The following is a 17,307-nucleotide window of genomic DNA, read 5'->3' as shown; positions in this document are numbered from 1 at the left end:
TTACAGAAACTATACCATGTCTTTTTTACTTTGTACACCTTTTGTACAACTATTGTACAAGTTTTTTTCAAACTTCATCTTTTGTTCACAGTTATTCCTCAACAAACACTAGAACATGATGGACGGATGATTGTTTGCTTGGTAAAATAAGTACGTATATTGACTATCTGTCGGATTTAGGGGGTTATATGAATGGGGAGAATGTACCGCGTACTCGGATTTTGGACTGGCATCATTGCAGTCATGGCATTTATCGGCGCTCTAGGTGGAGACGCCAGCTCAAGTGAGCATACGGATTCATTTTTAGTTATGGGCTTTGTCTTCTTAGCACAAACAGTATTCTTTGCAGCATTAGGCTATCTTCGCCTAACTGAGAAAACGTATGTCTACATCTTTGCGGCATACTTAACAGTATTCTTTATCGTCTTCACATATTGGTCCAACTTCCAAATGTGAAAAAAAATCCCCTCACCTTCGATTGAAGATGAGGGGATTTTTCATTGATCAAAAAAATGGATTATGTTTGATTTCTTGACGTAACGTCGTTTCCGGTCCATGCCCTGGATAAAAAGTAGTATCATGCGGGATTTCTGCGATGACCCGATCGATGGAACGCATCAAAACATCTTGATCGCCGCCTTCAAGATCCGTCCGGCCGACACTTCGCTTAAAGATCAAATCACCGGCAAAAGCACATTGTTCCTTTTTGAAATAGAACGTCACACTGCCCGGTGAATGACCGGGTGTTTCAAGAACGTGCATCTGAAACGGTCCGATCGTCAACGCCCCTGATTCTAACGTACGTTCCGCCGGCTTCACTTTTAAGGGAGGCATATCAAATTTAATGGAACCGTTGAGATTCGGGTTTGATAACCATTTTATTTCGTTCGGGTGGATATAAGCCGGCGCCGAAGTAAAACGCCGCAACATATCTACACCACCGATGTGGTCAAAATGGGCATGCGTCAGGAGGATTGCTTCGACTTTTGCGTTACGTCGTTCAATCTCATCAAAAAAGCGCATATCTTCCGTACCAGGATCAATCACTAAACATTTCCCATCTTTAAAAAGAAGATATCCGTTTTCTGAGGCAATACCTGAAGTAATACTTACAATTTCCATCTCATCAAGCTCCTTTATGAATCATTCTTCTTTACTATACACGAAATTGTCGAAAGTTCCCCTTCCCCCCTCTCGACTTTATCCGCTCAGTCAGCTAAACTAAAAAGTGAGATTTAAGTGAAATCTTCGTGAACTTCATAACGTGATTTTTTTAAGGGGGAGTACGTCATGCATTTGGATCAACCAATCGGTTGGCTTTTCTTTATCGTTGCACTCGTCGGTGTTTGGGCCGTCTTGCGTTCACTTAAGAAACGTCAAATGTTTCCACTCGTATTTGCTGCGCTGACTGTAATCTTATTTGGTTGGTTTGGTATTGCGACATTGATTTTCGGTGGAATTCCGGCATAATCATTTTTTTCAAAAAAGGTCAGCTTTCCTTTGCGGGGAGCTGACCTTTTTTGTGACTTTCCAGCTAAAAAAAGCGCCGATAAACTAATCAAGTTTACCGACGCTTCCCTTGCAGAAAGATTATTTAGATGTCTGTAAGAAACGTAACAGATCTCCATAGATGACTTTATCCGACAGTCCGAGTTCTTTTTCAGACTGCTTGACAGACTCTTTACAGATTGCGCCAACTTGTTCATCTGTGACTTCTTCACCTGTTTTACGGTCGTAACACGTTTCTTGTGTGTACACCGTTTTGTCGGTGATAACAGAACCGTCACGGAACAACGCATAATCTTTATGTTCTTTTGAGAACAAATCTGTTCCGAACAAGACTTCGTCCTTAAAGTCATGACCCAGTAGATTCAGCAACGTCGGTTTGATGTCGATTTGACTTGCGACATCATCGTGTTTTACACCTTTATCTTGTCCAGGTAAGTGGATGACAAACGGAACACGTTGAAGTTGTGCGACATCGTACGGTGTCAATTCATCTTTTTCCAACAATTCTGCCATCGCAGCATTATGATTCGTCGAAATCCCATAATGATCTCCGTAGACCATTAGGATCGTATCGTCCCATGTGCCGTCTTTCTTTAAACCTTCAATGAACTTACCAAGCGCCATATCTTGATAAGCAAGTGCTTGTACATAATGGTTTAATGTCGTTGAACTCGTTTCAAGTGGTGGAACGAGCTCATCTTCCGGTTTTGGCATTTCAAACGGGTAATGGTTCGTAAGGGTAATGAATTTTGAATAGAATGGTCGCGGAAGATCCTTAAGCATCGGTAACGATTGCTCGAAGAACTTATCATCCAGTAGACCCCATTCTGTCAAATCGTCTGGATTCCCTAGGTCATAATCGGTTTCCGAGAAGAAACGATCGACACCAAAACTATTGTAGACAATGTCACGGTTCCAGAAGGATTTATTATTCGCATGGAATACAGCTGAGTAATAACCATCTTCTTTTAACATCTCCGGCGTTGCACGGAATTCGTTTTCTCCGTTTGTAAAGAATGCCGCTCCTCGACCTAATGGATAAATCGAGTTTTCAAGAATGAATTCTGCATCCGCCGTTTTCCCCTGCCCAGTATTGTGGTAGAAGTTATCCCAGTAATGCGATTCTTTGATTAGCTTGTTGAGATTCGGTGTGATTTCTTGACCATTCGGTGCTTTTAAGCCGACTGCAAACGTTTGAGCGGACTCAAACGAAATCACGATGACGTTTTTCCCTTCGTACTTTCCAAACATCGCCGGATTCGGTTTGGCGTATTTCGCATCCGCAAAACTTTGGACTTCAGAAAGTTCTGAGCTGTCTGCCATCGCTTTTTGTGCCGACGTTTTCGACTGGATCAACGCATCATACATGTGGAAATTAAAAGTACCGATGTTTTTGACGAGCAACTCGCGGTCAAACGCACGTGTCAGTAACTCCGGACGTTCTGTTTCAGCAAGTGCCAAGTTTCCTAAGAATACAGCTGTTGCTGCTACGAACGCTAAAATTGCACGTCCACGTGACGCGATGTTCTTCGACATATCCATTTTTCTAAGGAAGAATGGAAGAATCAATAAATCACCGACGATCAATAGATCTGCCCACGTCAACAACGAACCGAGTGAGGCGGATACCGTCTCTGCATTTGATGTTTGGAACAGAACCGGTAACGTCAAATAATCATTGAAGAACCGGAAGAAAATAATATCCGCATACAGTATCAATGTCGCAACGACCAGTGTACCGTAGATAAACCATTTTTGGACGTTTCCACGGAAGAAGAAACTAAATCCAAACATGAACAATGCCGAACTGATCGGATTAATCAGTAAAATGAATGCTTGTGCCGAGTTCGTCACAGGCACATTGAAAAAGAGCGTATACGCAAGATACGTCTTTAACCAAATCAATAGTGTCGCAATCCAAAAGACTTTGTGCTCTTTATAGGTGCTGCGAACACCTTGACCCACCTTTAGTCGCATACGCGACCAGATGCCAGAGTCTTGCTGCATAAAAACCTGCCTCCTAATATACGTGTGTCCTTTATATCGAACTTTTACACGACTTACATGTCTTATCTATTTATACCCGTATCACGTGAAAATTTTACGCCTACTTTTACAAAAATGCAACCGGAATCCGGTCGATACTTAACAATCACATACTTTTATTACGTTTGTAAATAAAAAAAAGATTCGAAATATCGAATCTTTTTTTAAAACTTCGTGTAATTATTTTTTAAGGAACATCTGTTTTGCGAGCCATGCACAACCAATGACACCCGCATCATTACCCAGTTCAGCAATTTTAAACGTTGTCGATGCAAAGACACGCGGCAAGGCAAATCGTTTAAATGTTTCTTTTAATGGCATCATCAAAGCATCACCAGCTTTTGAGACCCCGCCCCCGATGACGATGATTTCAGGATTAAGACTGTTTGCCAAATTCGAAATCGCAAGTCCTAGGTGGAAAGCCACCTCTTCGACGACTTCCGTAGCAATGGCATCTCCTTTTGAATAGGCATCAAAAACATCCTTTGCCGTCACCGCTTGAATTTCGTTTAAAAGCGTGACTTGCCCTTTTCGTTTCTCAAGGCCCAACCGTGCTACACCGGTCGCGGACGCGATCGTCTCTAAACACCCTTTACGCCCACATCCACACATGACACCACCTTCAGGCAACATCGTGATGTGTCCGATTTCCCCTGCCATACCGACCGTCCCATGAACGATTTGACCATTGGTGATCAACCCACCCCCAACGCCCGTTCCAAGTGTCACTGCAAGTAGTTCCGTCGCACCACTGCCCGCGCCTTTCCACATCTCGCCGATTGCTGCCGCGTTGGCATCATTCTCGATGACGGCCGGCAAGCCCGTTAATCGCTCGAACTCGCCAACCAGCTCGAAGTTGTTCCAGCCGATATTGACGGCTTTTTCGACGACACCCGTATTAAAATCGATGAATCCTGGTGCCCCGATTCCCGCTCCGACAAAGTCTTCGACCCGCTTATTACTTTGTTGACACTTCTCAAAAAACGAACGGGCGATGTCTTTCGGAATTTGTTCTCCATCATTCAAGATGACCGTCTCGATTTCCCACTTCTCTACAATGATGCCTTGCAGATCCAAAATTGCCATTTTGACTGTCGTACCACCAATATCTACACCGAGTAACCACTTCATCGTCATTGCTCCCTTATGATAAAAAATTTCGCTCCCCTTATTTTAGCTGATTCGTCAGATAGTGCAAAGGGTTGCACAAAATTTTCAACCTTTTCTTGATTGTTGTAATTCATATGCCAAAATAATTTTTGCCGAATCATACTGTTTTTTCTCAAGTACACCTGCTTGATCAAGTTCATCGAGTTCCAGCATCATCATCGCGATATCCGATTCTCGGTCCCCAAGATATACAATCGTCCCATAGGATTTGAGTAACTGTTGGACATCATAAAGTGTTTTCATCGTTCATCGGCTCCTTCACGAATGCGTCAAGTAAATCATAGGTGGCTTGAAGCGATGTTTCATGTGTTCGCTCGTACGAATGACTGGATTCAATACCGGGACCAAGTAATCCGTGGCGAACATCATGACCGGCATGGACGGCAGCCGACGCATCTGAACTATAGTACGGATAGATATCGACTTTATACGGAATCGCCTGTTGTTGTGCGAGACGCGTAAACTGGTGACGTAATGCAAGATCGTATGGACCTGAACCATCCTTCGCACAGATCGAGACTGTATATTCATCCGAATGTTGCCCTTCCCCGAGTGCCCCCATATCGACAGCGATATATTCTGCGACATCCTTCGAAAAACCGGCGTTCCCTCCAAAACCAACCTCTTCGTAGTTCGAGATTAAAATATGGACAGGATGAGGCAGGTCGATGGATTTCCATTTCTTGACGAGCTCCAGTAATAACGCAACCGACGCCTTATCATCAAGGTGACGTGATTTTACAAATCCCGTCTGCGTGTGGACGAAGCGTGGATCAAAGGTCACGATATCACCAACCTCAATCCCAGCAACCCGTGTTTCTTCAGCCGTCGTCGACCGGATGTCGAGTCGGACTTCGATATTTTCTGCACTCCGTTCTTCTGTATTCGTGACACGAGACGTATGCACACTCGAATGATGGAATAAAATCGTTCCAGAAATCGTTTGGCCATCCATCTTGTGGACTAAGCAGTTTTCGCCTTCAATCGCCGTCCAAGCGTACCCTCCGAGTTGCGATAAGCTAAGACGTCCCGTTGGCAGGATTTCCTTCACCATCGCACCTAACGTGTCCACATGGGCTGTCAGTAGACGAATACGGGGTGACTTGCCAGGTAACATGGCAAGCAACGCACCTTTTTCGAGTTTTGTATAGGAAATTTCTTCTTCTTTAAATCGATTTTCTACATATGTAAGTGCTTGGACCGTAAACCCCGTCGGACTCGGAATCTCCACTAAGTCACGAATCGTTTGAACAACTTCCTGCATATACTTCACTCCCTTTGATGTCGAATGTGTTCTCCTTCTTCATGATAACAAAAGTTGGGACATGCGGGTACACATTCAACGGATTCGTCAATGACTCCTCCAACATGAAAAGTCGTAGTATCAATGTGAGTTGACACTACGACTTTTCATGAATCGTACTTGGATCTCGTCACGACGAGATTCAAAACAACTTAGACGTATTTTTTCATCCAGATATCATCTCGGTACGTGCCATCTTCTAACTTAACGGAATCCGGATCTTCCCCATATACTTCAAAACCAAGCGATTCATATAAACTTTGTGCGGCCTCGTTTCCAGACAAAACAGCTAAGATGACTTGTTCGACGTCCGGAATCTGTTTGGCTTCTTCAATCAAGGCTTCCATCAAAGCTCGTCCTGTTCCGCCACGATAATCAGGAGAGACATAAACACCCGAAATCATCGCCTTGTGCGACTCGCGTGACAATTCATACGGTTTGACTTGACCGAATCCAAACAATTTTTCACCATCAAACATTCCAAGCCAAATCTCATCCGATTCTGGATCACCTTCAAGACCTTCTTGAACATCTTTAATCGGTGTTTGTTGTTCATCGTCAAACGAATGACCAAATGCGTCCGGATGATTTTTTAATCCTTCAAGTCGAAGACTCCAATACTGTTCTGCATCTTCTTTCGTTAACTTCCGAAATGTATACATGACCGTCGTTCTCCCCTTTATACGTTTTCTTCTCAAGTTTAATGACACGAAAAACTCTTCTATCCCTTACATAACCTTTTTCTAGTAAAATAAAACCTCGTTTGATCGACAATCTTCGAAGCAAAAAAAGCCGTTTCCTTCTGACTTGATAGAAAGGAACGGCAGGCTATATAGAGAACTCATAACGCTTATCGAAGAACGGGTTCCATCGTTTGCCGCAAGACTTCGGCTGAATGATGGAATTTTTTGAGTTCTTCTTCTGTCAACGAAACTTCAATGATCTCGCGGACTCCTTGACGATTGATGACGGCAGGTACCCCGATATGAATTCCGGAAATTCCATACTGCCCGTCGACGTGTGCCCCGACCGTCAACAAACAGTTCTCATTTCCAAGGATCGCTCGGACGATTCGAACAAGTCCAAGACCGATTGCGTAATACGTCGCTCCTTTACGTTCGATGATATGGTAAGCAGCGTCACGGACATTGATATAAATCTGATCCAGATCAGCCTGGGAATAACGATCGTCTTCTGCTAGTAACTCGTCGATCGTCTTCCCATAAATACGAGAATTACTCCAAGCTGCAAACTCCGTATCCCCGTGTTCCCCTAAAATGTAGGCATGGGCATTCCGAGAATCGATGTGGAAGTACTCCCCTAACATTTGGCGTAACCGTGCTGTATCGAGAACTGTTCCAGAACCAAAGACACGTGACTTAGGAAGACCGGAATATTTCCATGCTAAGTGAGCCATGATATCTACAGGGTTCGAGGCGACGACGATGATCCCGTCAAAACCTGACTCCATGATTTGACGCATCATCTCTTTCATGATCAAAGCATTTTTAGCGACGAGATCCAGCCGGGTTTCACCCGGTTTTTGTGGCGCTCCAGCCGTGATGACAATCACTTCAGAATCTTTACAATCAGAATAATCTCCAGCCCAGATGCGCATCGGAGAAGAACTAAATGGCGTTCCATGATTTAAATCCATCGCTTCCCCTTCTGCTTTTGCTTTATTGACATCGATGATGACTAATTCTTCGCATAATCCGGCAGTTGACATCTGATACGCAAAACTTGACCCTACAGCTCCCGCACCAATCAAGGCAACGCGTGTAACTTTCGCATGTAATTCCATCCTATATGTCCACCCTTCTAAGGTAATCTAAAAGTTTGTTAACTATCTCACAATTATATTGTAACATCTTTCACAAAGATTTGTTTGTTGTGAAAACGGTCACATCTTGTCTAATTTGTGTCAATAATATCCTAACATAAGGAAAAATTGCATCTACAACTTCCACTTACCACATTCGGTAGACAATAAAACCAATCACTCCAGCGAGTGCGCTTGATAAAAAATTCACGCCGTCGTTCCCAAGCCACTTCCATCCCGTGACATACAACGTCGGCTTTTCATGATGGATCCGCTTTTCAGTTTCTTTACCGCAAACTGCGCACCGGAACTTCCGCTGGATCGTCCCACCAAAAAGCGTATCGAAAAGACTGCCTAAGACACCAGCAACTGTCACCAATAACCATTCTGCCGTCGTCAAATCAAACAATACGTCGCCCGCCGTCGCGATGAACAAGGACCCAATCACAGTCGCTGACGTTCCAAGCATTGAAATCGCGCCACTTGTTCCAGCAGGGACACGCCGTCCACTGAGTAAAAACGGCTCTTTTTGGGACAATGGTCCGATCTCAGACGCCCACGTATCCGCGTTCGAAGCTGCTAATACAATCAGGAACAACAATAAAAAACTAGCATGATCGGTAACAATAATCCCGACGGCAGCAAGTGAAGCCACCCCACCATTTGCTAATACTTGCCACCCATCGCGTGCTCCATCTTTTTCGACAATCTGATTGACGGAACGTTTTCTTCGTTTTCCAAGTTTTGATAAGAGGCTAGAACTTCCAAAAAACAGCATCAATACGATTAACCCACTATAGCCCAATCCGTAAATGACGAGCGTACCGACAACAATTGTCCAGATGGCACCGGTGATCGTCAATAAATGCAGCCGGTAACCGAGATAACCGAGTATCAAACAAAATAGGATTCCATAGATCAACGGCATCGGATGACCTCAGATTCCGTAATGATTTGATCGACCGGTTGATCAAATCGTTCGATATCAAACATCGAAACAAATTGTTTCTCAAATGCAACCGATAGGGTATTTCCTGGATAACTCGCTAAGGCCCGGTCATAAAATCCACCGCCCCATCCGATCCGAAATCCATTTCGCATGAAGACGCGTCCCGGGACGATACAGAGATCTATCGTATCCAGCGTCCGTTCGACAGCCGTTTCATCCGGTTCACGGATGCCCATCTTATTTTTGACTAAACGACTAGTTGGCGTGTAGTCAAAAAATCGCATTTGTCGTTCGACGACTTTCGGAATGACAACGTGTTTTCCGAGCTCCCATGCTTTTAAGATGATTGCCTCTGTCGCACACTCATTTCGAAAAGATAATGTGATTGCCACCGATTGCGCGGCATGCCATTCCGGCAACGTAAACAGTTGGTCATAAATCTGTTGTTCCCGGTGTCTACGATTCTCTAATGTATCCAGTTGACGGGCAATGAATTGGCGTAACTCCTGTTTATCCATCTGTTCTGCTCCCCCTCATTCAACAAAAAAGCCATCACACAAGGTGATGGCTTCCATCTCAATTATTTTACTTCACGGTGAAGTGTGTGCTTACGGAGACGTGGGTTGTATTTCTTCAACTCAAGACGCTCTGGGTTGTTACGCTTGTTCTTCTTAGTGATATAAGTACGATCACCAGTTTCAGTGCAAGCCAAAGTAATTTTAACGCGCATGGGATTCCCTCCTATCTAGCTCTCAATGTATCAAGTGTTTTTGCTTTACATAAGGTTAAGCATACTCAAGTATCGTACCAAGAAAGGAAGTGAATTGCAACTGTTCATCCGTTCTTTTTCGGAATCGTTACATGCTGGTATGGATTTTCAAGGTCCACCTGGAAATTACGGAGTTCTTTTGCTACATGATAATCATGTTCAATCCCGTTTCGTGCTTCTTCCCGCTCCAGATAAATGACTTCTGAATGACGTAACGCTTCTCCTTCGAGGCGTTTGATGGCAACGACCAAACCACCTGTTCTAGCTTGCGAACGTTCACTCTCTAAATCATACACGTTGCTGACAAGAGGTAAACCATTCATTTCAGCGAATGATTGCGCAGCGGAAGCTGTCTCCATATTAAAATTATGGACAAGACGGAACTCTACGATCTTATTGAGCGCTTGTGCCTGTCGTAAGACAGCGAGGTTCAAGCCTGCCAATTGATTATACGTCTGAATGAGTGGCAATCCGTTGACTTCGACGTGGTAGACATGGACACCATCTTGAAGCTGGTAATCCAAGGAGCCTGACGTGATGACATAAACGTTTTCACCTGCAGCCGCTAATCGTTTCGCAAATTCAGCAATCGGACGATTCGGATCATCATACTGAGTCGTCAAAAGCAGAACCGCATTCGTGTTCCAAGACGCGTCCCGTTTTACAGCGACGTAATAGTCATGTGGTGTCAAGAAGACATCTGGGTCGATATCCGTATCTGCGAGGAACGGGTAGTCTGCATAACGCGCTTCCAGCCACTCTATCGTCAATTCATTCGCATCTAGACGGCGTTCTGTTTCTTCAAACCGCTTGATGTGTTCACGGAACCGATTGGCTGCGTATTGAGCAGTTGTCTGTCCATCTAAAATAAATGGCCAGTCACTTGAGACGGCAAGAAGATATTCGCGAATCAATTGACGTTTCGCTTTGACGGTCAACTCATCTTGATGACGATTACGTGCGACAACTCCCGCTAATCGTTTTTCAAGTTGATGTAAATGACGAATCATCCAATCATTTCGTTCGTTGATCCAGACGTCTGCATATCCTTTTCGTCCCCATGTTCCCATCGCGACATGAACCGTCTCGATATCTTGGAAATGGCGTTCGAGGAAGGTTGTTGGAGAAATCGATTCAATCCCATAGTCTTCGAACCGTTCCATCGTTTTACCGAGGAAGTCAGGACCTTCAAACCACCAATGTCCGAACAATTCCGCATCAAACGGTGCTGTGACGATAAAGGGTGGGAAATCTTGTCCACTCTGCTCATCCAAATGATTCGCAAGTGCTTCTGCAAAATCAGTCGCATGGACATCTGTTCGTTTCCAGGCCCAGTCACGGACATAATATTCTTTTTGATCCGACTCTCCCGTCACCCGGTGAAGTTTTAAGCCGGTATCATACCGAAGTCCTTCCGGATGCATGAATTCAGCGATTTGATCCCATTCCCGGTCGTACGCGAGATCGCGGTAAAATTCACGGTAATCCGGATGCCCAGGATAACCGATGACAGAACTCCAGATGCGACCTGAGATGATTTGATCGCGCGGGAATAAAGCGACACCGTGTGGTGAATAGACTGGTGCCCCGATTCCGTGTTTTGGAGAAGGATCTGCATTGAGAATCGAGTGTTCATCGACAAACGTATACCGGATCCCTTCTTCGTACATGATTTTATCAAGTCCTGGTGTATAGGCACATTCCGGCATCCAAAGACCTGTCGGACGATAGCCGTAGTGGCGTTCGAAACAGTTTAGTCCGGTTTGGATCTCAGACCGAGCTGCTTGTTCCGACAACATGTGTGGACTGAATCCGTGTGTTGCGGTACACGTCATCAATTCCAGATAACCTTGTTCTTTATAGTGGCGGAACGCACCATTCAAATCGCGTCCCCAATGTTCAAATGTCACTTTTAAATCATGATACCGTTCTCTATAGAATAAAAGTGCATCACGCTCTTCTTTCATTAAATCACGTTGGAGCTCCTGCTCGATTAAACGTAACGTATCTTCTAGGTGTTCGACGTAACGACTTTGAATCAATGAATCCGCCAACATCTCGATGACAGGTGGCGAGATACTGATCGTCCAGCCGAGTGGACGTTCCAATCGATTAATTTCCCATAACAATGGAATGTACGTTTCTGAAATCGCTTCATACATCCAGCGTTCTTCGAGCCGATGGGCTTCCTGATGTCGGATGTATGGTAAATGGGCGTGTAGAACTAATGAAAAATAACCTTTGCGCATGTCTGTTCTTCCTCTCCTTGTGCTTTCTATCTGTTTTACTTAACGGACTCGATCAAAGTAAGAGTATGGACGTAAGACTTCCACCCACTCTGGTTGTTCTACTTCACCAGACTGCCAACGTGCGACGACTTCTGCAAAACGTCCCTCTGTGACAGGTTCATCACGCGGTGTCTCAACCGGTTTCGAACGTAAGACCGGTAAGAAATCTCCATCGATCGTCTGAATGCCCCATTCGATGATGTATGTAGTGTTCGGCATCAACGGACGGACAAACCATGTATTCGTCATTTCTGGTAATTCGAATTGATAGGCACGGTTCGCTTCACCTTTTTCATAATTCCGTAACGTCACATCAATGATGCGCATCTCTTTGCGGAACGAATCAAAAGAAGCATGATAGTGTGTCTCAAGCATTTTTCGTGATAATTCAGATAGCTCCCAGTAAACATAGACCGCTGTCGGCGATTGAACGATCGCGTGCATGATATCATCTTCATAATGTGTCGCCATCCCAAAAGCATCTCGTTCCAATGAAGGAATTGCTGTCAGTGCAGGCACGATTTCATGTTGTTTCGGAGTGCTCACGGTTACCCCTGCCTTCTTCTTTTTTGGTTTAGTAGCCGTAGCAGTTTCCGTTGGTGCTGTTTTGTTTTCTGTTAACGACTTCCGGTATTTGCTCCACGCATATTTGACTTTACCTTCCGTCGATTCTACTTGTTCCGCGATTTGTTTAATCGTAAGTCCCTGTTCTTTTAATTTTATAATTTTTTCAAGCATTACCTATCACCTCTTTCTCTTTATTCACTTCTTTCTTATTCTACAAACTTGTTTCAAAATCCTTTTCAAAAAAAAAGTAGGCAGAGGATCTCCCTCTAGCCTACTGCAATTAGTTGTTTAAATCATAGTGTTTTCCTTTTTCCAGATAAATGAGATGTTCACCGACGTTCGTCAAATGATCACCCATCCGTTCGATGTATCGGCAAATATTCGTAAACTGCATGATTTCATCGACGACGATTGGTTGTAACGACATGTGACGCATGTATTGACGCAATGCTTTATACGTCGTCTCATCGATGATGTTATCGAGTTCCGATAGAGCTTTTGCTTTTTCGATATCGCCATCTCGATAGGCGACGATTGCCGTCTCCGTCATATCAAGTAACGTTTCGAACGCTTCTTTTAATAATGAAATATCGATCACGTACGGGAATGTTTCGACACGCAAGACCGCTTTTGAGATATTGCCAGCATAATCGGCAATCCGTTCTAAATCGGTCGCAATCTTGATCGCTGTAATCAGCCGTCTTAAATCGGTCGCAACGGGTTGTTGTTTCGCAATCAGTAAAATCGCATCATCATTGATTTCAAGTTCGAGGGCATCGAGCTCATTGTCATTTTCGATGACTTTGAGTGCGATGTCGCGGTCGTATTTTTCTAATGCTTCCGCCGTCGTCGCAATCTGTTGCATCGTCTTACGGGCTAACAAAAATACTTTTTGATCGAGTACTGCCAGGTTTTCTCCAAAAATCGTCCGGTTCGCTGCCATTGAAAGTTCCTCCTCGTTATCCGAATCGTCCTGAGATATAGTCTTCTGTCCGTTTATCACTCGGATTCGAGAAGATTCGATCTGTTTGATCGAATTCAACGACTTCACCGTTCAAGAAAAAGGCTGTTTTATCCGATACACGTGCTGCCTGTTGCATGTTATGCGTAACGATGATGATCGAATAATCTTTTTTGAGTTCCTGAACGAGTTCTTCGACTTTTAACGTTGAAATCGGATCCAGTGCTGATGTCGGTTCGTCCATCAAGATGACGTCCGGTTCGATGGCTAAACAACGGGCGATGCAGAGACGTTGTTGCTGTCCACCGGATAAGCCATACGCGTTCTCATTCAAACGATCTTTGACTTCTTCCCAAATGGCTGCACCGCGTAGACTACGTTCAACGATTTCATCCAAGATCTTTTTGTTCTTGACGCCGTGGACACGTGGTCCGTAGGCGATGTTATCATAAATCGATTTTGGGAACGGGTTCGGTTGTTGGAATACCATCCCGACCGATGTCCGTAATTCTTCGACTTCATAATCTTTATCAAAGATATTCCGACCATGGTATTCGATTACCCCGTTCGTCCGAACGATTGGTACAAGTTCAACCATCCGGTTCAACGTTTTGATGAACGTCGATTTCCCGCATCCTGACGGTCCGATGATTGCCGTGACTTCATTTTGTTTGATATCGAGATTGACATCTTTTAAGGCGTGATCGTCCCCGTACCATAGGTTCAAATCGTTTACACGGTATACACTTTGTCGCGCAGCTACTGGTTGATTCATCGTTTTTGCCCCTTCTTTGGCTGGTTTCGTCGTCAGCTTCGTATCCATCATCTGTGTTCCTCCTTAGTGGTTCAGAACGTTGTTTATTTTACTTGTTCGATTAGTATCGTTTTGAGAAACGGTTCCGGATCCAAATCGCAAGCGAATTCATCGTCAACAGAATAACCATCAAGACGATGATTCCGGCAGCAGCAAGACCTTGGAAGTCAGCCTGCGGACGGCTTGTCCAGTTGTAGATTTGAATCGGTAACGCTGTAAACTCTGAGAAAATCCCTTCTGGTGCGCGGGCGATGAAGATAGCTGCACCAACCATGATAAGTGGCGCCGTCTCTCCGATTGCACGTGATACAGCGAGGATGATCCCCGTGATGACACCTGGCAGCGAAGCCGGTAAAACGACTTTAAACGTCGTTTGCCACTTCGAAGCACCAAGAGCAAGTGACGCATGACGCATCGCTTGTGGAACCGCACGAATCGCTTCTTGGGAAGAGACGATGACGACCGGTAAGCTCATCAAGGCAAGTGTCAATGCTCCAGCAATCAAGGTTGATCCAAAGCCCATGTTCCGGACGAAAAAGGTTAATCCAAGGAGTCCGAAGACAATCGAAGGAACACCCGCTAAGTTTGAAATGTTGACTTCGATGAACGACGTCATCCGTCCTTTTTTCGCATACTCTTCTAGATAGATTGCCGCGCCTACTCCGAGAATGAAAATCATCGGAATGATCAACAGCATTAAGAAGATCGAACCCATGAGCGCAGGATAAATCCCTGCTCGGTCCGGTCGGCGGGATGGTGCATTTTGAAGGAAGTCGAGTGACAACCAGGCTGCTCCGTCACGGACGACACCAAACAGAAGAATACCAAGGACCACTAAACCAAATAACAATCCAATCAAGAAGATGATTTTAGTGATATTATTGACAACCAAACGTTGGCTGATCGATTTTTTAACAGCAACAGGATCAATAAACTTTTTTTGTACGGGTTGTTTTTCTGGTAAGGCCATCTTAATACTCCTCTCTGAAACGACGCGTGATCCAGTTCGCGAGTAAGTTCATCAAAAGAGTAAAGACGAACAACAACGTACCGACAGCGTAGATACTATAGTATTCAATCGTACCGAATCCAGCATCACCCAGTGCAACTTGGACGATATAAGCTGTCATCGTTTGTACAGGCTCTAACGGGTTGACGAGGGCGGTCGGATTTGATCCTCCGGCAATCGTCACGATCATCGTTTCTCCGATTGCTCGTGACATACCGAGAACGATTGAAGCGATGATTCCTGAAAGTGCTGCCGGAACAACGACTTTTAAAGCAACTTCTAGACGCGTCGAACCAAGTGCTAACGCACCATCTCGGATCTTTTTCGGGACTGAACTCATCGCATCCTCTGAAATCGAAGCAATCATCGGGATGATCATGATACCAACGACGATCCCTGGGCTTAAGGCATTATAGATCGCAAGACCTGGAATTAATTTAACGAGTAGCGGTGTAACAAACGTCAATGCGAAAAATCCGAAGACGATTGTCGGAACACCGGCTAAGACTTCAAGAATTGGTTTGAGGACACGGCGCGCACGTTCTGATGCGTACTCACTCAAATAAATCGCCGAAGTAAGTCCAATCGGCACGGCAACTAGCATCGCAATCACGGTAATTTCAAGCGTTCCGACGACAAGCGGCCAAATCCCGTACTCAGGTTTCGAGTTCAACGGATACCAGCTCGTACTGCCGAAAAATTCTTTGATCGACACCACTTCAAAGAAGTGACGCGTTTCAAGAACTAACGTGAGAATGATGCCGATGGTCGTAACGACTGAAACGAACGCACATAGGAACAGTACGATCGGCATGAAACGTTCCATAATGTTCTTCATGCTAAATTTTTGTTGTCGGTTCTGTTGAATCAGCTCGCGAACCGATTTGTTTGATGAATTCATCCTTCTTCGCTCCCTACTTCATCATGCCTACATAAGAACGGGACCCGAAAAAAGGGAATTTCCCCTTTTTTTGGGCCGTCCTCGTTTGGTGATGGTTATTTCATTGCGTCTTCGATAGCTTTTGCGTTTTCATCATAACGATCTTGTTTCATCTTGACGTAACCAACTTCTTCTGCCAAGTCTCCTGCGTTTTCATTCGTGAATTGAACGAAATCGGCAACTTGTTTTTTATCTTTTAATGACTTGTTGTTGACGTACGTGTAAATCTCACGTGAAAGCGGGTAAGACAGGTCATTGATTGTTTCTGGTGTCGGATCAACCGCATCTTTTCCTTCAGCTGAGAGTGGAACTTCTTTTAACTTGTCTTTGTTTTCCGCGTAGTAGGCATAACCGAAGTAACCGATTGCTCCTTTTGTTCCTTCAACCCCTTTGACAAGAACGTTATCGTCTTCTGAGAGCTGAACATCTTTACGCATATCTTTTTCATCTAAGACTTCTTCATCGAAGTAATCAAATGTTCCTGAATCTTTACCAGGGCTGAAGAATTTGATTGGTTCTGCCGGGTATGATGGATCAACATCTTTCCACGTCTTGATGTTTGGATCGAGCCACATCTTGTTCAGTTGATCGAGTGTCAATTCCTTGACCCATGTATTTTGTTTGCTGACAGCGACTGTCAAACCGTCAAGCGCTAGGGATAGGCGTGTATATTCAATGTTATTTTTTTCAGCTTCTGCTGCTTCTTCATCTTTGATTTCACGTGACGCGTTTGAAAGATCCGTTTCACCGACGACGAAACGTTTGAATCCGCCACCTGTTCCGGATACTCCGACTGTTACATCGACGTCTGGTTGTTCGATTGAGTACTCTTCACCGACTGCTTCCATGATTGGGAAGACTGTTGAAGATCCATCTACTGCGATCTTTCCTGAAAGATCAGAAGAACTTGAAGAGCCATCTGTTTCATTTCCGCATGCCGCACCGACTACTGCGATTGACGCTACCGTTGTGATAAGAGCTGTTTTTTTCATCCAAGACATGATTAATTTTCCTCCTCGAAGTATGTCGCTGGTAACGCTACGACTTTATATCCGTTTTCCTTACAAGACTTATACTACGGATGAACTATTAAACCAAAATGAATCCAACGTAAAAGAATTGTAAAGGCGTGTATTTCTGCGTTTACAATCTGAACTTCA

At 44.5% G+C, this 17,307-nt stretch carries 19 protein-coding genes; 2 read left to right on the top strand and 17 right to left on the bottom strand.

Annotation, left to right across the window (positions count from 1 at the left end):
* The first annotated feature begins 192 nt into the window (after positions 1-192).
* Entirely contained in the window at positions 193-456 is a 264-nt protein-coding gene (locus tag BLD48_RS00915; RefSeq protein WP_012369782.1) for a DUF2626 family protein, read from the top strand.
* Positions 457-504: 48 nt separating this feature from the next.
* On the opposite strand, the gene BLD48_RS00910 is transcribed toward BLD48_RS00915, so the two are convergent.
* A complete protein-coding gene (locus BLD48_RS00910; RefSeq protein WP_071498550.1) occupies positions 505-1,122 on the bottom strand; it encodes an MBL fold metallo-hydrolase in 618 nt (205 codons plus the stop codon).
* Positions 1,123-1,290: 168 nt separating this feature from the next.
* Between BLD48_RS00910 and BLD48_RS00905 the strand changes: the two genes are divergently transcribed.
* Complete coding sequence (locus tag BLD48_RS00905; RefSeq protein WP_014969856.1) at positions 1,291-1,470, top strand: DUF2759 domain-containing protein; 180 nt, start codon at positions 1,291-1,293, stop codon at positions 1,468-1,470.
* Between the two features lie 120 nt (positions 1,471-1,590).
* Here the strand turns inward: BLD48_RS00905 and BLD48_RS00900 are convergent, their stop codons facing one another.
* The 16 genes from BLD48_RS00900 to BLD48_RS00825 all read right to left on the bottom strand — a co-directional run bounded on the left by BLD48_RS00900 (position 1,591) and on the right by BLD48_RS00825 (position 17,148).
* On the bottom strand, positions 1,591-3,516 hold the full coding sequence (locus BLD48_RS00900; RefSeq protein ID WP_071498549.1) for an LTA synthase family protein: 1,926 nt from the start codon (positions 3,514-3,516) through the stop codon (positions 1,591-1,593).
* A 219-nt stretch (positions 3,517-3,735) separates the two neighbouring features.
* Positions 3,736-4,692 (bottom strand): ROK family glucokinase, encoded by a 957-nt coding sequence (locus BLD48_RS00895; RefSeq protein WP_071498548.1) that lies wholly within the window; start codon positions 4,690-4,692, stop codon positions 3,736-3,738.
* A 78-nt stretch (positions 4,693-4,770) separates the two neighbouring features.
* Entirely contained in the window at positions 4,771-4,968 is a 198-nt protein-coding gene (locus BLD48_RS00890) for a YqgQ family protein (protein WP_014969853.1), read from the bottom strand.
* Positions 4,952-5,989, bottom strand: coding sequence for a M42 family metallopeptidase (locus tag BLD48_RS00885; protein ID WP_071498547.1), 1,038 nt, complete (start codon positions 5,987-5,989; stop codon positions 4,952-4,954). Before BLD48_RS00885 ends, BLD48_RS00890 begins: the two co-directional genes overlap by 17 nt.
* A 191-nt stretch (positions 5,990-6,180) precedes the next feature.
* Positions 6,181-6,690, bottom strand: coding sequence for a GNAT family N-acetyltransferase (locus BLD48_RS00880; RefSeq protein ID WP_071498546.1), 510 nt, complete (start codon positions 6,688-6,690; stop codon positions 6,181-6,183).
* Positions 6,691-6,878: 188 nt separating this feature from the next.
* Positions 6,879-7,832, bottom strand: coding sequence for an L-lactate dehydrogenase (locus BLD48_RS00875; RefSeq protein WP_014969850.1), 954 nt, complete (start codon positions 7,830-7,832; stop codon positions 6,879-6,881).
* Between the two features lie 166 nt (positions 7,833-7,998).
* Positions 7,999-8,778, bottom strand: coding sequence for a DUF92 domain-containing protein (locus BLD48_RS00870; RefSeq protein WP_071498545.1), 780 nt, complete (start codon positions 8,776-8,778; stop codon positions 7,999-8,001).
* Complete coding sequence (locus BLD48_RS00865) at positions 8,769-9,317, bottom strand: 5-formyltetrahydrofolate cyclo-ligase (protein ID WP_071498544.1); 549 nt, start codon at positions 9,315-9,317, stop codon at positions 8,769-8,771. Before BLD48_RS00865 ends, BLD48_RS00870 begins: the two co-directional genes overlap by 10 nt.
* 62 nt (positions 9,318-9,379) lie before the next feature.
* Positions 9,380-9,529 (bottom strand): 50S ribosomal protein L33, encoded by a 150-nt coding sequence (gene rpmG / locus BLD48_RS00860; RefSeq protein WP_012369771.1) that lies wholly within the window; start codon positions 9,527-9,529, stop codon positions 9,380-9,382.
* A gap of 104 nt (positions 9,530-9,633) precedes the next feature.
* The gene (locus BLD48_RS00855; RefSeq protein WP_071498543.1) at positions 9,634-11,817 is read right to left on the bottom strand and encodes a glycoside hydrolase family 57 protein; all 2,184 of its coding nucleotides are present in this window, start codon (positions 11,815-11,817) and stop codon (positions 9,634-9,636) included.
* A gap of 39 nt (positions 11,818-11,856) precedes the next feature.
* On the bottom strand, positions 11,857-12,594 hold the full coding sequence (locus tag BLD48_RS00850) for a DUF4912 domain-containing protein (protein WP_071498542.1): 738 nt from the start codon (positions 12,592-12,594) through the stop codon (positions 11,857-11,859).
* Between the two features lie 109 nt (positions 12,595-12,703).
* The gene (gene phoU / locus BLD48_RS00845; RefSeq protein ID WP_014969845.1) at positions 12,704-13,366 is read right to left on the bottom strand and encodes a phosphate signaling complex protein PhoU; all 663 of its coding nucleotides are present in this window, start codon (positions 13,364-13,366) and stop codon (positions 12,704-12,706) included.
* A gap of 16 nt (positions 13,367-13,382) precedes the next feature.
* Complete coding sequence (gene pstB / locus BLD48_RS00840; protein WP_051525195.1) at positions 13,383-14,159, bottom strand: phosphate ABC transporter ATP-binding protein PstB; 777 nt, start codon at positions 14,157-14,159, stop codon at positions 13,383-13,385.
* A 100-nt stretch (positions 14,160-14,259) separates the two neighbouring features.
* Positions 14,260-15,168, bottom strand: coding sequence for a phosphate ABC transporter permease PstA (gene pstA / locus BLD48_RS00835; protein WP_014969843.1), 909 nt, complete (start codon positions 15,166-15,168; stop codon positions 14,260-14,262).
* 1 nt (position 15,169) lies between these two features.
* On the bottom strand, positions 15,170-16,108 hold the full coding sequence (pstC, locus tag BLD48_RS00830; protein WP_071498541.1) for a phosphate ABC transporter permease subunit PstC: 939 nt from the start codon (positions 16,106-16,108) through the stop codon (positions 15,170-15,172).
* Positions 16,109-16,203: 95 nt separating this feature from the next.
* A complete protein-coding gene (locus tag BLD48_RS00825) occupies positions 16,204-17,148 on the bottom strand; it encodes a PstS family phosphate ABC transporter substrate-binding protein (protein ID WP_071498540.1) in 945 nt (314 codons plus the stop codon).
* Positions 17,149-17,307: the final 159 nt, after the last annotated feature.

The organism is Exiguobacterium sp. KRL4, assembly GCF_001870785.1.
Classification (GTDB): Bacteria; Bacillota; Bacilli; order Exiguobacteriales; family Exiguobacteriaceae; genus Exiguobacterium_A.
This window is presented reverse-complemented; position numbering and strand designations above follow the sequence as displayed.

Coding starts and splice junctions, on each gene's coding strand:
- BLD48_RS00915 (WP_012369782.1), top strand. CDS start 193: ATGGGGAGAATGTACCGCGTACTCGGATTTTGGACTGGCATCATTGCA.
- BLD48_RS00910 (WP_071498550.1), bottom strand. CDS start 1,122: ATGGAAATTGTAAGTATTACTTCAGGTATTGCCTCAGAAAACGGATAT.
- BLD48_RS00905 (WP_014969856.1), top strand. CDS start 1,291: ATGCATTTGGATCAACCAATCGGTTGGCTTTTCTTTATCGTTGCACTC.
- BLD48_RS00900 (WP_071498549.1), bottom strand. CDS start 3,516: ATGCAGCAAGACTCTGGCATCTGGTCGCGTATGCGACTAAAGGTGGGT.
- BLD48_RS00895 (WP_071498548.1), bottom strand. CDS start 4,692: ATGACGATGAAGTGGTTACTCGGTGTAGATATTGGTGGTACGACAGTC.
- BLD48_RS00890 (WP_014969853.1), bottom strand. CDS start 4,968: ATGAAAACACTTTATGATGTCCAACAGTTACTCAAATCCTATGGGACG.
- BLD48_RS00885 (WP_071498547.1), bottom strand. CDS start 5,989: ATGCAGGAAGTTGTTCAAACGATTCGTGACTTAGTGGAGATTCCGAGT.
- BLD48_RS00880 (WP_071498546.1), bottom strand. CDS start 6,690: ATGTATACATTTCGGAAGTTAACGAAAGAAGATGCAGAACAGTATTGG.
- BLD48_RS00875 (WP_014969850.1), bottom strand. CDS start 7,832: ATGGAATTACATGCGAAAGTTACACGCGTTGCCTTGATTGGTGCGGGA.
- BLD48_RS00870 (WP_071498545.1), bottom strand. CDS start 8,778: ATGCCGTTGATCTATGGAATCCTATTTTGTTTGATACTCGGTTATCTC.
- BLD48_RS00865 (WP_071498544.1), bottom strand. CDS start 9,317: ATGGATAAACAGGAGTTACGCCAATTCATTGCCCGTCAACTGGATACA.
- rpmG (WP_012369771.1), bottom strand. CDS start 9,529: ATGCGCGTTAAAATTACTTTGGCTTGCACTGAAACTGGTGATCGTACT.
- BLD48_RS00855 (WP_071498543.1), bottom strand. CDS start 11,817: ATGCGCAAAGGTTATTTTTCATTAGTTCTACACGCCCATTTACCATAC.
- BLD48_RS00850 (WP_071498542.1), bottom strand. CDS start 12,594: ATGCTTGAAAAAATTATAAAATTAAAAGAACAGGGACTTACGATTAAA.
- phoU (WP_014969845.1), bottom strand. CDS start 13,366: ATGGCAGCGAACCGGACGATTTTTGGAGAAAACCTGGCAGTACTCGAT.
- pstB (WP_051525195.1), bottom strand. CDS start 14,159: ATGAATCAACCAGTAGCTGCGCGACAAAGTGTATACCGTGTAAACGAT.
- pstA (WP_014969843.1), bottom strand. CDS start 15,168: ATGGCCTTACCAGAAAAACAACCCGTACAAAAAAAGTTTATTGATCCT.
- pstC (WP_071498541.1), bottom strand. CDS start 16,108: ATGAATTCATCAAACAAATCGGTTCGCGAGCTGATTCAACAGAACCGA.
- BLD48_RS00825 (WP_071498540.1), bottom strand. CDS start 17,148: ATGTCTTGGATGAAAAAAACAGCTCTTATCACAACGGTAGCGTCAATC.